This window comes from Vulgatibacter incomptus (genome assembly GCF_001263175.1).
GTDB lineage: Bacteria > Myxococcota > Myxococcia > Myxococcales > Vulgatibacteraceae > Vulgatibacter > Vulgatibacter incomptus.
The window spans coordinates 3,205,512-3,220,728 of sequence record NZ_CP012332.1 but is presented as its reverse complement, the minus strand read 5'-3'; the positions used below and the strand labels follow the sequence as shown (position 1 = coordinate 3,220,728).

Annotated in this window: 11 protein-coding genes; 6 read left to right on the top strand and 5 right to left on the bottom strand. The window is 68.9% G+C overall.

Going from position 1 to position 15,217, the window contains the following annotated elements:
• Window positions 1–122: 122 nt before the first annotated feature.
• The 6 genes from AKJ08_RS13365 (at window position 123) to AKJ08_RS13340 (ending at window position 9,249) form a co-directional block, all read left to right on the top strand.
• Window positions 123–731: a TetR/AcrR family transcriptional regulator gene (locus tag AKJ08_RS13365; RefSeq protein ID WP_050726522.1), complete on the top strand. Its 609-nt coding sequence runs from the start codon at window positions 123–125 to the stop codon at window positions 729–731.
• Window positions 732–839: 108 nt separating this feature from the next.
• Window positions 840–1,943 (top strand): efflux RND transporter periplasmic adaptor subunit, encoded by a 1,104-nt coding sequence (locus AKJ08_RS13360; RefSeq protein WP_050726521.1) that lies wholly within the window; start codon window positions 840–842, stop codon window positions 1,941–1,943.
• A gap of 185 nt (window positions 1,944–2,128) precedes the next feature.
• A complete protein-coding gene (locus tag AKJ08_RS13355; protein WP_050726520.1) occupies window positions 2,129–5,215 on the top strand; it encodes an efflux RND transporter permease subunit in 3,087 nt (1,028 codons plus the stop codon).
• Between the two features lie 88 nt (window positions 5,216–5,303).
• A complete protein-coding gene (locus tag AKJ08_RS13350; protein WP_050726519.1) occupies window positions 5,304–6,788 on the top strand; it encodes a TolC family protein in 1,485 nt (494 codons plus the stop codon).
• Between the two features lie 97 nt (window positions 6,789–6,885).
• Window positions 6,886–8,259, top strand: a complete 1,374-nt coding sequence (locus tag AKJ08_RS13345) for a phosphomannomutase/phosphoglucomutase (RefSeq protein WP_050726518.1) — start codon at window positions 6,886–6,888, stop codon at window positions 8,257–8,259.
• Window positions 8,260–8,274: 15 nt separating this feature from the next.
• On the top strand, window positions 8,275–9,249 hold the full coding sequence (locus tag AKJ08_RS13340) for an ROK family protein (RefSeq protein ID WP_050726517.1): 975 nt from the start codon (window positions 8,275–8,277) through the stop codon (window positions 9,247–9,249).
• Window positions 9,250–9,258: 9 nt separating this feature from the next.
• Here AKJ08_RS13340 and AKJ08_RS13335 read toward each other — a convergent pair whose 3' ends face one another.
• From AKJ08_RS13335 to AKJ08_RS13315, 5 genes are all read right to left on the bottom strand, one after another.
• Window positions 9,259–10,449 (bottom strand): hypothetical protein, encoded by a 1,191-nt coding sequence (locus tag AKJ08_RS13335; protein ID WP_050726516.1) that lies wholly within the window; start codon window positions 10,447–10,449, stop codon window positions 9,259–9,261.
• Entirely contained in the window at window positions 10,439–12,937 is a 2,499-nt protein-coding gene (locus AKJ08_RS13330; RefSeq protein ID WP_169788824.1) for a TonB-dependent receptor, read from the bottom strand. Before AKJ08_RS13330 ends, AKJ08_RS13335 begins: the two co-directional genes overlap by 11 nt.
• 254 nt (window positions 12,938–13,191) lie before the next feature.
• On the bottom strand, window positions 13,192–13,896 hold the full coding sequence (locus AKJ08_RS13325; protein ID WP_157370672.1) for an energy transducer TonB: 705 nt from the start codon (window positions 13,894–13,896) through the stop codon (window positions 13,192–13,194).
• Between the two features lie 75 nt (window positions 13,897–13,971).
• Window positions 13,972–14,400 (bottom strand): ExbD/TolR family protein, encoded by a 429-nt coding sequence (locus AKJ08_RS13320; protein WP_050726513.1) that lies wholly within the window; start codon window positions 14,398–14,400, stop codon window positions 13,972–13,974.
• 2 nt (window positions 14,401–14,402) lie between these two features.
• Entirely contained in the window at window positions 14,403–15,038 is a 636-nt protein-coding gene (locus AKJ08_RS13315) for a MotA/TolQ/ExbB proton channel family protein (RefSeq protein ID WP_050726512.1), read from the bottom strand.
• Window positions 15,039–15,217 lie beyond the last annotated feature (179 nt).

Sequence of the window (15,217 nt, the reverse complement as noted above, 5' to 3'; positions counted from 1 at the left end):
AGGGCGCTCCTTTTCGTTTGCTCGCCTCCGGCTCGCAGCCGCGCCCTGGGTCGGCCGGCTTGACAGGCCATTCGGTCGCGGATAAACGCTCATTTGGTTCTACCGAATGAGGATTCAGCTGAATGAAGGTAACGCCTCGCCGAGCCAGAGAAATCGCCCGTACCCGCCAGGACATCCTGGAGGCCGCCGCCCGCGCCTTCGTGCACAGCGGCCTCAAGGCGGCGACGATGCAGGACATTGCCAAGGAGGCTGGTTACACGGCCGCCTCTCTATACGGCTATTTCTCGAGCAAGGAGGAGATCCTCAAGGGGCTGCACCAGCTCATCGCTGAAGAGGTGACCGGGGTCTTCGACACGCCGATCCCGGGGGGGCTGACCTTCCGGCAGAAGCTCGAGCTGCTGCTCCAGCGCCAGCTCGAGGTGGCCATGCGGCGCAGGGACCTCATCGCTCTCTTCCACGTCAGCGGGCCCTTCGCGGACGGCCGCTGTCCAGGCGACGAGATGTCGACCTTCGAGCGCCGTGTGGAGCTCTTCGCCAACTTCATCCGCCAGCACGCGGCGCCGGCCGAGCTCCACGGGCGGGACCCCCGGGACGCGGCGCTGTCCATCGCCGGGGTCACCTTCATCTTCTATCTCGACATGATGAAGACGGGGGAAACGACCCGCTTCGAAGATCGCCTACCGAGGGTGCTGGACCTCGTCCTCTACGGTGTTCTCGGTGCGCCGGCCTAGGACGCCCAAAAAATAGTCCCTTTGGCTTGACAACTACTCGAGCGCGCAGAATATAGCGCGCGTTCGCCTGGACCGAACGGTCATTCGGCGGCGGAAACGGATGTTCCCATGCGGCTTTCGAAGATTCTTGCCTCCCTACTAGTCTCGTCGGCGCTGGCCGCCACTCTTTCCGGATGCGGTAAGGCGGACGCCAAGGCCACGCTCCCGGCCGCGGTGACCTCCGGCGCCCGGATGGGCGTTCGCGTGGTGGCGCCGACGACGCAGCTCGACGGTCAGCTCGTGAAGGCCACGGGCAGCCTGGTCCCGCTGAACGAGGCGTCGGTGAGCCCCAAGGTGGGCGGCACGATCCGCGAGCTCCTCGTGGACGTGGGCTCGAAGGTGCGCAAGGACCAGCCCCTTGCCCGCCTCGACTCGGCCAACGCCGCGATCACGGTGGAGCAGGCCCGGGCGGCGAGCTCGGTGGCCGCGGCGGCGCTGGAGTCCGCGACCCAGGACTTCGACCGGGCGCAGAAGCTCCGCGCGTCCGGCGGCATCGCCCAGGCGGGCATCGACAAGGCGGAGGCGGGCTTCAAGCAGGCCACGGCCTCGGCGAAGCAGGCGTCCGCCGGGCTGCAGGCTGCACAGAAGGCGTACTCGGATCACACGCTTCGTGCGCCCTTCGACGGCCTGGTGACGGCTCGGATGAAGAACCTGGGCGAGTACGTGCCGGTGGCGCCGCCTTCGCCGATCTTCTCGCTGGTGGACACGGACAACCTCGAGGTGGTGCTGCCGGTGCCGGAGACGGTGATCGGCGCGGTGAAGCCCGGGAGCGTGGTCCACGGCACGATCAGCCCGAGCGGTGAGCCGTTCGACGCCACGGTCCGGATCGTGGGCGCGGTGGTGGATCCCCGCACCCGCACGGTGGAGGTCCGCGCGAACCTCTCGGCGAAGCGGACCGACGCGATGCGGCCCCATGCGATCGTCGAGGTCGACTTCTCGCAGGGCGGGGCGATCACGGGCCTCTTCCTCCCGGCGCAGTCTGTCGTCGCGAGCGGCGAGCAGAAGTTCGTCTGGGTGGTGGCGGAGGGCGCGGTGGCGAAGAAGACGGTGACGGCGGAGAGCCTGACCCCCGGCGTGGTGCGCGTGGTGGAGGGCCTCGACGGGAACGAGCAGGTCGTCACGGACGGGAGCCTGAAGCTCGCCGACGGAATGCAGGTGCAGGTGGTCCGCTAAAGGGCGCCGCAGGAACGGGCGCTTGGCGCGCCTGCCGTAGCTAGGCGGTCTCCTGCTGGAATGCGGCGCCTCGGGCCCTACGGGCCTCGGGGCGTCGGACGAAATGCTCCGCCGGGTGCAGGCAAGGCCCGCGGTGTGTCTGTAGAGGCCCGAGGGGCGAGTCCCGACGGCCTCGGAACGAGAACATGGATCCGATCAAGACGCTCATCAGTCGACCCATCTTCACCTCGATGCTGATCATGGCGGTGGTGGTCTTCGGCCTCTTCGCCTTCCCGAAGATCGGCGTCGACCAGTATCCGGACGTCGAGTTCCCCGTGGTCACCGTGACCGTGGTCCGCCCCGGCGCGGACCCCGAGAGCATGGAGCGCGACGTCGCGGATCCGCTCGAGGAGGTGATCAACACGCTTTCCGGCCTGGAGACCCTCAAGTCGATCAACGTCGAGAGCGTCACCCAGATCGTCGTCCAGTTCGAGCTCGGTAAGAACGTGGACGTGGCTGCACAGGAGATCCGCGACAAGGTGCAGTCGCAGCTCTCCAAGCTGCCCCCCGAGATCCAGGCTCCGGTGGTCGAGAAGTTCGACATCGGCGCCGCGCCGATCATGACCCTGGCGCTCTCGGGACCGCTGCCGGTGGAGGAGCTGACCCGGATCGCCAAGGACGAAGTGAAGCCCATGCTCCAGCAGACGAACGGAGTGGGCTCGATCGACCTGGTCGGCGGTCGTGAGCGCGAGATCACCGTGACGGTGAACCCCGACCGGCTCCGGAGCTACGGCCTGGCCGTCACCGACGTCGCCGGCGCCCTCAAGGCGCAGAACGTGGACGTCCCCGGTGGCCGCATGCAGGAGACCGGAAGGGAGCGCACGGTCAAGCTCACCTCGCAGGTGAAGACCGTCGACGAGCTGCGCAACCTGATCATCCCGGCGCCCACCGCCTCGCCCGTGCGGATCCAGGACGTCGCCAACGTGATCGACGGCCCGCAGGAGGCCCGCTCGGTCGCCACCTTCAACGGCACGAGCGCCGTCGCCCTCGTGATCCGCAAGCAGTCGGGCGCCAACACGACCGCCGTGGCGGAGGAAGTGAAGAACTCCCTCGCCGAGATCTCGTCGCGCCTCCCGGAGGGCCTGCAGGTCGATATGGTGATGGACGGCGCGAAGTTCATCCGCGCCTCGATCCACTCCGTGCAGGAGGACCTGGTCCTCGGCGGTCTCCTCGCGGTGGTGATCGTGCTGGTCTTCCTTCGGAACGGCCGCTCGACGCTGATCTCCGCGATCGCGCTGCCCACCTCGGTGATCGGCACCTTCGCCGCGATGAAGGCCCTGAACTTCACGTTCAACAGCGTCACCATGCTGGCGCTGACGCTCTCGATCGGTCTGCTGATCGACGACGCGATCGTGGTCATCGAGAACATCGTCCGTCACATCGAGGAGGGCGCCTCACCGTTCAAGGCGGCCCTCGAGGGCACGAAGGAGATCGCGCTGGCGGTCTTCGCGGTGACGCTCTCGATCGTCGCGGTCTTCATCCCCGTGGCCTTCATGGACGGCATGGTCGGCCAGTTCTTCTACCAGTTCGGCGTGACAGTCGCGGTCGCGGTAGCGATCTCCTTCTTCATCTCACTCACGCTCACGCCGATGCTCTCGGCGCGCCTCCTCTCGGGTCACGGCAGCCCGGGGCGGATCTCCCTGGCGATCGAGCGGGTGCTGGTGGGGATCGAGTCCTTCTATCGCAAGGCCCTCGCCTTCATGCTCCGGCACCGGGGCCTGGTGATCGGCGCCGCCGTCGTGGTCCTCGTGGCGACGCTCGGATTGGCTCGCTTCATCAAGACGACCTTCATCCCCGCCCAGGACATGGGCTACTTCAAGGTCGCCGTCGAGATGCCCATCGGGACGGATCTCGACAGCACCCAGGACGTGATTCGCGGCCTCGAGGCGCAGATCCGCGAGGTGCCGGGCGTGGACAGCCTCTACGCCTCGGTGGGCGGCGGCGCCCAGGAGCAGGTGCACAAGGGCGAGATCCTGGTGAACCTCGTCCCCATCCATGACCGCTCCTACAAGCAGGAGGAGATCAAGCAGTTCCTCCGAGAGAGCCTCGTCTTCCCGCCGGACGTCAAGATGACGGTGCAGGACTACAACGGGATGGGTGGCGGCGCCGCGCAGGAGATCCAGTTCAACATCCGGGGAACCAACTGGGACGACGTGCTCGCCTCCGCTGACAAGGTGCAGAAGGCCATGCGCGAGTCGGGGATGTTCGTGGACGTGGACTCGACCTACCGCACCGGCAAGCCGCAGATCGACGTCCAGCTCGATCGGGATCGCGCGGCGGACCTCGGGATCCCCGCGGCCACCGTGGGCCAGGCGCTGCGTACCTTCCTCGGCGGCGACAAGGTCGCCGAGTACCGGGAGAAGGGGAAGACCTACGAGGTGAAGATCCGCCTCCCGCCCGACGTGCTCGCCGACGAAGGCAAGCTCTCGGCCCTCACCGTCCGCGGCGCGAGCGGCGGCCTGGTGGAGGTGCGGAACATCGCCAAGGTGCAGCCCGGTGAGGGCCCGACCCAGATCGATCGCCAGGCGCGTGAGCGGCAGATCACCATCCTCGCCGACCTCGCCCACGGACACGCCCTCGGCGAAGGCATGGGCTTCCTGACGAACCTCCAGAACGAGCTGCCGAAGTCCGTGATCACCGGCTTCGACGGTCGCGCCAAGGAGCTCGGCAGGACGGCGATCTCCTTCCTGACGGCGCTCCTCCTCGGGATCATCCTCGTCTACATGATCCTCGCGGCGCAGTTCGAGAGCCTGCTGGATCCCTTCACGATCATGATGGCGCTTCCCTTCGCCGTGATCGGCGCCTTGGGCGGCCTGCTCATCACCGGCCAGTTCATGTCGATGTTCGCGATGATCGGCATGATCATGCTGATGGGCCTCGTGACCAAGAACGGCATCCTCCTGGTCGACTTCACCAAGCAGCTCCGGGCCCAGGGCAAGAGCACCTACGAGGCGCTGATGGAGGCGGGGCCGATCCGGTTGCGCCCCATCCTCATGACCACGCTCGCGATGATCTTCGGCATGATCCCGCCGGCGATCGCCAGCGGCGACGGCGCCGAGTCCCGAAACGGCATGGCCGTCGCGATCATCGGCGGTCTCATCACCTCCACGGTGCTGACGCTCGGTGTCGTTCCGGTGGTGTACTCGCTCTTCGACGGCGCGAAGGCCAGGGTCTCCAGGCTCTTCAAGCGTGGCAAGGGAGCCGAAGCCGCGCCCCACGATCTCGCCGCCTGATCCATCCAACGCGGCACGGGCGGGCTCTCCTGAGAGGCCCGACGCGCCGCGCTCGGTCGCATCGCAAGAAACACGGAGAAGCACGCAGATGAATCCGCTTCGAATGCTCGCCGTACCCCTGCTCCTCGCGCCACTGTCGGCTTTCGGGCAGCAGGAGCCGCCCTCGCGCGTAGGGAACGAGGAGCCCGGCTCACCGCAGATTCAGGGAGAGCTCGGCGCACCGCCGATCCTCGACATCGGCGAGACCCCGCCGGAGGTGATCCCCGACTCGGGCGCGCCGGTCATCTCCCTCGACGAGCTCCTGCAGCGCGCGGAGGCCACGGGCGGCAACCAGGACCTGGTCGTCCTGCGTGAGCGGCTCGTGCAGGCGAACGAGAGCGTGACCCGCGCCTGGTCCGTCCTCTTGCCCCAGGTGAACGCTGCGGTCACCTACACGCGCAACCAGCACGAGGCGGTCATCCCCTTCCCGAACTTCGCGGCGGGGTTCACGCAGGGGACCAATCCGGACGGCAGCGCGAGCCTCACGCCCAACGAGACGCTGAACATCGCGATCCAGAAGTTCAACCAGTGGAACGCAGTCGGCAGCGCGTCGATGCCGATCCTGCTCATGCCCGCGTACTTCGGGATCTCGGCGGCGAACCTCGGCGTCACGGCCACCGAGCAGAGCATCACGTACGCTCGGAACCAGCTCATCCTCGGGATCACCCAGGCCTACTACGGCGCCGTGGCCAGCCGCCGTCTGATCGAGGTCTCGTACTCCCAGGTCCAGACGCAGAAGGAGCAGGAGCGGGTCGCGAAGGCGCAGTTCGACGTGGGGCAGGTCCCGAAGGTCAACTTCCTGCGCGCCGCGGTGTCCCGCGCTCAGGCCGAGCAGGATCTCGTCCGCGCGCAGAACGCCTACGTGACCACCAAGCTCGCGCTCCAGCAGCTCACGGGCGTGGCCGAGCCCTTCGACATCACGACCCCCGCGCCGGTGGTGGCACCTGACGGGAGCATCGACGAGCTCATCCGCGTCGGCCTGGAGAACCGCCAGGATCTCGCGGCCAGCCGCACCTCCGTGGACATCGCCAATCGGGTGGTCAAGTCGTACTACTGGCAGTACGCGCCGGTGATCTCCGCGAATGGTCAGTACCTGTGGGCGAACACGGGGGGCTTCTCCGGCCAGAACACGAGCTGGCTCGCCCAGGTCACCGCGTCGATCAAGATCTTCGATGGCGGTGCCCGCTACGCGGACGGGCGGATCGCCCGCTCGCAGCGTCGCCAGGCGGAGGCCCAGGCGATATCCAACGAGCGCAGCGTGGTGCAGGACGTCCAGAACGGGCTCCTGAACCTCGAGAGCGCCCGCGCCAACCTGATCAAGGCCGAGGAGCAGGTGCGCCTCGCCACCGAGAACGCGGACCTCGTCCGCTCGCAGTACGACGCGGGCGCGGCCACCTACCTCGACGTCGTCGACGCCTACAACGCGCGCTTCGCGTCCCAGGTCCAGGTCGTGACCAACGAGCTCAACGTCCAGGTGGCCTCGCTCGAGCTCACCCGGTCGATCGGGAAGTTCGGCGTCCAGCAGTTCCGCTGAAAACGACGGTGGACGGCGATTGCCCGTCCGCCGCCCGCCCACTAGATTGCCGGCTCCAAACCATCGGCCGACCCAGGCCTGGAAAGGGAGACGGTTCATGGGGAGCGTTCAGCCGCACATCTTCAGGGAATACGACATCCGCGGTCTCGTCGGCGATGACCTCAACGACGAGAGCGTGGCGCTGATCGCCAAGGGCTTCGCCCGGATGCTGCGGAATGCAGGCGGGAGCAAGGTCGTCCTCGGCAGGGACAGCCGGCTCTCCTCGACCCGGTTCCGCTCGGTCATCGCCGAGGCGCTGAACGGCTGCGGCGTCGACGTGGTGGACATCGGCGTGGTCCCGACGCCGCTCAGCTACTACGCCGCCCACACGCTGGACGTCGACGGGCTGGTGATGATCACCGGCTCCCACAACCCGCCCGAGTATAACGGCCTCAAGATCGGCGTCGGCAAGTCCACCCTCCATGGCTCGCAGATCCAGGACCTCCGGCGCCTGGTCGAGGCCGGGGACTTCCCGACGGGATCGGGCAAGACCACGCAGGTCGACGTGCTGGCCGACTACACCATGCGCGTGCTCGGTGGCCTGAACATGGGGCCGCGCAAGCTAAAGGTGGTGGTGGACGCGGGCAACGGCGTGGGCGGCTTCGTCGGCGCGCCCCTCTACCGCGCGATGGGCATGGAGGTGGACGGCCTCTTCCTCGAGCCCGACGGCAACTTCCCCAACCACCATCCGGATCCTACCGTCGAAGCCAACCTCGCCGACCTGCGCAAGCGGGTCCTCGAGACCGGCGCGGACCTCGGGATCGCCTTCGACGGCGACGCCGATCGGGTCGGCGTGGTGGACGAGAAGGGCGGCATCCTCTGGGGCGATCAGCTCATGATCCTCTACAGCCGCGAGGTGCTGAAGTCCGAGCCCGGCGCGGCGATCATCGGCGAGGTGAAGTGCTCGCAGACGATGTACGACGAGATCGAGCGCCTCGGTGGCAAGCCCGTGATGTGGAAGGCCGGCCACTCGCTGATCAAGGCGAAGATGAAGGAGACCCGCGCCGCCCTCGCCGGTGAGATGAGCGGGCACATCTTCTTCCAGAACCGCTGGTTCGGCTTCGACGACGGCGTCTACGCCGGTGCGCGCCTGCTGGAGATCCTTAGCCACGAGACGCGCCCCCTCTCCGAGCTCCTCGCGGACGTCCCCAAGACCTTCGCGTCGCCGGAGATCCGCCGCGACGCCGGCACGGAGGAGCGGAAGTTCGCGCTCGTGCGGGCGGCCACCGAGCACTTCCGCGGTGCGGGAAACAAGGTGATCGACGTCGACGGCGTCCGCGTCGTCTTCGACGACGGCTTCGGCCTGGTGCGCGCGTCCAACACCCAGCCGATCCTGGTGCTGCGCTTCGAGGCCAAGACCCGGGAGCGCCTGGAGGAGATCGAGGGCCTCTTCGAGAACACCCTCGCGCGCCTGGAGCAGGAGCTGGCCTAGGCCAAGGGGGGGCGGATGTCCCAGGCGGGAGAACGCCTTGCGCTCGGCTGCGATCTGGGCGCGACGAACCTGCGGGTGGCGGTGGTGGACGCCCGCGGGACCGTGCTCTCGTCGGTGCGCCGCAAGCTCGACGACCGGACCCCCTCGGTGGTGGCGGAGGAGCTCGCCTTCGGCGCGAAGGAGGCCCTGGCGCTCCTGGGCAAGGACCTCGACGCCGTCTCCGGCTTGGGCGTCGGGGTCGCCGGGCAGGTCGCGGGCGACAGCGGGATCGTGCTGGTCGGCCCCAACCTCGGCTGGACCGACGTGCGCTTCGGCGCGCTGGTGGAGCGCGCCTTCGGGCGTCGGCCCCGCGTCGTCAACGACCTCTCCGCCGCCGCCTGGGGCGAGCGCTCGGTGGGCGCCGCGCGCGGCGCGAGCCACGTGCTCCTGGTCTTCGCCGGGAGCGGCGTGGGCAGCGGCATGATCCTGGGCGGCGAGCTCTACGAGGGCGCGGGCGGGATCGCCGGAGAGCTCGGGCACGTCAAGGTCGTCCCGGCCGGCGGACGGCCCTGCGGCTGCGGGCAGCGCGGCTGCCTCGAGGCCTACGTCAGCGGCCACAACCTCGCGCAGCGGATCCGCGAGCTCGCCCGGGAGGGAAAGGCGCGGGCGATCGTCCGGGCCGCCGGGGGCGAGCCCGATCGGATCGGCGGGCCCTGTCTCGAGCAGGCGGCGGAGGAGGGCGATCCGGAGGCGATCGAGCTCCGGGACGAGGTGGCGCAGCTCCTCGGCGTCGCGATCGCGAACGCGGTGACGATCCTGAACCCGCAGAAGCTGATCCTCGGCGGAGGCGTGCTCGCGGGGATGAAGGGGCTGAAGCTCCGGGTGCGCGAGTGGATCCTGCGGGCAGGCGGAAAGGCCCAGGTGGAGCAGCTCTCGATCCTGGATCCGGCGCTCGGGGACGACTCCGGCGTGATCGGGGCCGGCCTCCTGGGGCTCCACGCAGCGCGCTGAGAGTCGTCTTCAGTCCCGGATGCGAACCTCGCGCACGGCCCAATCCGAACCGCCGCGACCGTCCCGCACCACGGAGTAGAGGAAGACGCGGCCCGACGTCGGGACGGGATCGTTCTTCTTGCCGGTGGGCGCGGTCCAGACGTTGAAGGTCCCGGCATCGCGCGTACGAAGATCTCCGACCGCCCCGGCAGTGATGAACCACGAGTACATCCAGCTCTCGTCCTCCTCGCGGATCTTGTTCCCTTGCACGTCGAACCGCGAGAAGCGCTGGCGCTTCGCTCCCTCGGGCAGCGAAGCGCTGAGCCCCGTCGCCGCGCCGCGCCGGAAGAGAGCGACGGCGGGGATGGGCTCGACGAGCTCGGCGGGGAGCGGCCTCCTCTCGGCCTCGATGCCGTCGATGGCGGGGTTCTCGTTGGGCTCGTCCGTAGCGTCGGGGCCGCGGATCTGCAGCCGCTTGAGCCCGGTGACGCGCTCGCGTTCGTCCCCGAGGCGGTCGAGGTTGATGGCGACGGCGAGCGGGATCGAGCAGGGAATGGCCGGATCCGCGCCAAGGAGGAGCTCGTCGGGAGAGGCCGCGATCGCGAGCTCGGTCACGCTCGCCTGGATGCCGAGGACGCGAGCCGGGGTGCCCGGCGGGAGCGACTCCAGCCTGAGCGCCTCCGGGATCTCGAAGACCGGCTGCGGCAGCTCCACCGCTCCGCTAGGGGTTTGGAGCGAGACCGGCTCGCAAGGCTTCCCCATGGCGCAGACCTCCAACCCGAGGAAGGAGATTCCGACACCTTGGGTGTTTCCCTGGGAGTCGCCTCCGGGGACACAGGCTTCCTTCGCGAGCATCGCCGCAATCGCGGTCGGATCCTGCACGGCGGCGAACGAGTTGCAGAGGGACGCGGCGGCAGGGTTCGCGGGGTCGGGCGTGCAACCGATCGCGAGGAGGGTCACCACGCGCGAGGGCTCGTCGAGCTGGGCCGGGTCGGCCACGAGCGTGCGGATCCGGCTGCTCGACGGCGGATGGCCGGCGGGCTGCGGCTCCAACGGCTTCCCGTCCTCGCCGAGCACGGGCGGCGCGAGCTCCGGCTGGTCGGCCCGGATCGCGAGGATCCGGAGCTTGTCCACGTAGGAGGCCGGCGTGAACGTCTTGCCGCAGCCGGCGAGCGCCAGGGCGGCGCCGACGGCGAGACCGCAGGCGTGCTCAATACGCATAGCGCACTCCGAACGAGGGGAAGAGGGGCAGCCCCGGGCTGTAGGCCCACCGGCTGAAGTCGAAGTTGTAGTTGATGGCTTCGGCGTTCTTCCGGTTGGTCACGTTCTGGACGTCGATGTACGCGGTGAGCACCGAGCCCTCGTAGGTCCAGGCCTTGTCCAGGCGCAGATCGAGCTGGAAGAACGCCGGAAATCGCGCGTCCCCGAAGGGGAGCGAGTAGCGGCGGTAGTCGTCGGTGTCGGCGTCGTAGAAGGAGCCCCCGATCTCCCGCCGCGGGTTGCCGGTGGTGTAGCGCATCCGGAAGCCGAACGAGAGCCCCCGCCAGATCTCCGGGAGCTCGAGAGATCCCACCGCCACGAAGTTGTGGGGCTGGTCGAGGGTCGTCACCTCGCCCAGGTTCGTGCCCGCTTCCTGCTGGTCGCGCACGCTGCGAGCGAGCGAGTAGGCGATCCACCCGAAGAACCGTCCGTCGGAATCGTAGCGGAGGAGGAGCTCGGCGCCGTAGGCGCGGCCGGTGCCCTCGTTGGCGTAGCGCTCCGGCACCTGCTCGCCGTTGCGCTCGATCACCCGTGCCGACGGGATCACCAGGTTGAAGAGGTCCTTGTAGTAGATCTGGAGGTCCAGGCCGAGGGGACCGAGAAGGCGCTGTTCGACCCCGACGGAGTACTGGGTCGCGCCCTCCTCCTTCACGGCAGGGTTCCCGAGCTCCTCTGTAACGAACTGAGGCTGGGGCGGCTGGTGATAGAGGCCGACGCCACCCTTCAGGATGGTGTCCTCCGCAACCGCCCAGCGGGCGGCGAAGCGTGGATCGAACCACCCCGACTGGAGCAGCGAGTCGTAGTCGAGGCGGAGCCCGGGCACGAGCTTGAGCCCTTCCACGGGCTGCCAGATCGCCTCCGTCCAGATCGCCGGCTGGGAGACGACGACGTCGTACCGGAGCGGGACGAGGTCCTGCCGGAAGTCCGGCGGGGGGATCTGGCCCGGCGGCGGCTCGTTGGGGAGCAGGCCGGAGAGCACGCTCCGCGTGAAGAGCAGGTCGAGCCCGACGCCGGCCTCGAGGTTTGGGGCGAGCACATGGAATCCCTCGACCCTGGCGCCGAGGGAGGTCTGATCCATCTGGAAGGTGATCGGCTCCAGGTCGAAGTCGAAGTGGTCGAAGCCCGGGAAGATCTGGACGCGGGTGCGGGTCTGCGAGTTGATCCGGTGGTCCCAGGTGAGGCCCACCCGGGTGAATGCGGTGGTGGTGCTCACTGCGGTGATCCCCTCGACGCCGCCGGTGTCGATGCCCGTGAGCGCGAGCGCGTCCGAGGATCCGAAGACGTCGAAGCGGACCGAGTTCCTCTCGTCGAGCTTGTAGTCGATCTTGCCCTGGTAATCGTAGAAGCGGGGCGCGATCGAGAAGCCGATCCCGTCGAAGGTGTTGGGCGCTGCGCTGGCGGCGCCGGCGATCACCGCGTCGACGTACGAGCGCCTTGCCGCGACCGCCACCGAGACGTCGTCGGAGACGGGCCCTTCGGCGAGGCCGGTGGCGTTGTAGAGATCGACGTCGGCGAGGAGGTGCAGTCGGTCGGGCGAGGCCGGCCGGGTGACGAGCTCGATGCGGCCCGCCGTGGCGCGGCCGTAGCGGGCGCCGAAGTTCCCCGGCTCGAACTCCACCTGCTGGACGAGCTCGCTTGCGTAGACGCTGGTGATGCCGCCGAAGTGGAAGAGGGTGGGGACGTACTGGCCGTCGATGTACGTGCGCGTGTCGTTCGGGTTGCCGCCGCGCACCACCAGGCGGCCGCTGCCGAAGGGCACCCGCGCGATGCCGGGTAGGTTCTGCACCACCTTGACCGCGTCGCCCGACACGCCCGGGAGCTTCTGGAGCTCGCCCACCGAGATCGCGACGGTCGAGACCTCCTTGCGCTCGCGGCGGCCGGTGATCACCGACTCGAAGGGCGACAAGGCGGCGCGGTACACGTAGTACTTCACCTCGGTGACCTGGCCGGCCTCGATGTTCTCGGTGGTCTCGAAGCGCTCGTGTCCCGTCTCGACGACGACCACCTTCACCTCGCCCAACGGCACGCCGGCGGCCTCGAAGTGCCCCTTGTCGTCCGTGTAGACGACGATCGCGCCGTCGGCGACGTCGACGGTAGCGCCGGCGATGGGCTTGCGCGTGCCGCGCTCGAGGACCAGGCCCTGCAGGTTGACCACGGCGGGCGCCGCTTCCCCATCCGGTGACGCGTCTGCCGGGGTCTCGGGCGGCGGCCGGAAGAAGAAATGGTAGCGGTACTCGATCCGCACCGCGGCGGGCTGCCCGTCGATCTCGGCTGGAGAGAACCGGAACTTGCGCACGGCCTCCAGCGCGGCCTCGTCGAAGCCGTGGCCCGCAGGCTCGGTCACCTGCGCGTCCATCACCGCGCCGTCCTCGCCGATGTCCACTTCGAGGACGACGACTCCCGTGAGCCCCTCGGCCTTCGCCTCGGGCGGGTATTCGGCCTCGACCATTTCCTCGAGGGCGGGCGCCTTGGTCAGCGTCCCCTGTGCGATCGCGATCGACGGGATGAAGAGGAGAAGAAGGCTAGCGAGCCGGAGGCGAGCAAACGAAAAGGAGCGCTCTCGCGCACGCGGAGCCGAAGGCGGAGCAACGGAAAAGCGCGATCGCGCAAAGCGCGAGCTGAAGAAATCGCTCCGGCGCCGCCGGGGCGATTTCTTCACACGCTCGGGCAAAGCCCGCTGGAAGATCGGGATCATCGTGGCTCTCACTCGAGCTCGAAGGTCATCGTGTAGCGGATCTCGGTTGCCACTGGCTCGCCCCGCGAGAGCGCCGGCGAGAAACGAGCCTTGCGCATGGCCTCGAGCGCCGCACGATCGAAGTCCTCGCCGAGAGACTTAATCACTCGGATCGACGCAATCGCCCCCGTCTCGTCGATGCGCACCTGGAGGACCACCTTGCCCTCGATGCCTTCGCGACGCGCTCGCTCCGGGTAGGTTGGCTGCGGTCTGGCCCCCTTGATCTCCGGGAGGGTGGTGAGCTGCGACGCGGGAACGAACGGCGCCTTGGGGCCCTCGCCGCCGCCGTGGGGACGCGCCTGGGCAGGATCGCCCGCCTTGTCGGCGGTCTTGCCGTAGAGGCTGTTGCCGGATCCCACCGCAAAGCCCCCGCCATCGGTAGTGGAGGAGAGCGAGACGCCGATCCGGACGGGCTGGGGCGGCGCGTCGGCAGGAGGCGGCGGGGTGTTCGGCGGGGGTGGAGGCTGTGGCGTCGCAGGCTTCGGCGTCGGCTCCGCCCGTGCGATCTGCTTCGGCACGGGCTTGGGCTGAACCGGGACGGGGGGCGGCTCCGGCTCGGGCTCCGGAGCGGGCGGGGGCGGCGGCGGCTCCGTGCGCACCACCTCGAACTCCACCGGCTCGCTCGCGGGTTTCGCCTTCGGCGGGCGGGAGCTCCCGAGCACGACGACCAACACGCCATGCCCCAACAGGGACACGGCGAGCGCCAGGGCAAGGGTCCTCCCCGACCCCTTGTCGCTTTCGCTTTTCACTTAGGGTGTTGCCTCGGACGCTGCGTCCTTCTCGATGTTGATCGCGAACTTGGTCAGGCCCTGGGTCTTGACCAGGTCGATGAGCTCCACCACCTGCCCGTGGGACACGCTCTTGTCGGCGCTGATGATCGCCCTCGAGTCGGGATCCTTCGCGACCGCCGCGCGCACGGCGTCGCGGGCCGCGTCGGCGGTGGCCTCCGCGCCGTCGACGTAGAGCTTGCCCTCCTTGTCGAGCACCAGGTTCAGCGTGGTGCCGACGGTCTCGCCGCCGGACGCGGCGCGGGGCAGATCCACCTCGATCGTCTCGCGGACGATGTAGGTCGCCGTGACCATGAAGATGATCAGCAGCACGAGCGTGATGTCGACGAGGGGCGTGACGTTGATCCCCGAGATCATCTCCTCGTCGGGATCCTGGGCTCCGCCGGCCATGGCTACCGCTCCTCCCGCTTGAGGTACGCCACCACGGCGTGACCGAGGGCGTTCGTGCGGGCGGTGATCGTCTTGAGCCAGCGGTTGTAGGCGTTGAAGGCCACCACGGCGGGGATCGCCACGAAGATGCCGACCGCCGTCGCCACCAGCGCCTCGGAGATCCCGGACATCACCGCGGACGCGCCCGCTCCCTTGGCGGCGGCGGTCCCCACCGCGAGCTTCGCGAAGGCGTCGATGATGCCGATCACGGTCCCGAAGAGGCCGATGAAGGGCGCGTTGTTGCCGAGGGTGCCGAGGAACGAGAGGTAGCGCTCGTAGGGCTGGCGGTGCCGCATGATCGCGCCGGCGATCACCTCTTCGACCGAGTCCGGACCGTTGACGGCTTCGGCGAGCGCTGCGGCGAGGACCTCGGCCTCGAGGCCCGTGCGACCCGCGACTGCGGCCCGGACCTCGTCGAACTTGCCGGCGGCGAGCAGCGGGAGGAGGTCTCCCGCGTCGGGGAGCCGGTTGCGCGAGAAGAAGAGGAGGCGTTCGATGATGAGCATCACGGACGCGACCGACAGGCCCGCGAGCAGCCAGAGGACCCACTCGGCTCCTACGGAGGTGAAGAGCTGGAAGACGCCGTCGGTGAGCCTCATCGAGATTGGACCTCCAAAGAGTTTGGGCGTCGGCACTCTGCCACACGGGACAAAGTAGGATCCAGGTGCCCGGCTTTCGACCGCCGTCGCCCCCTTGCGGGCCGAGCGAGCGCCACCCTACCTTCACGCGCGCTCGCCGTGGGAGCTGAATTCGCGCGGAGCGCTGCCGCGACCTGCCA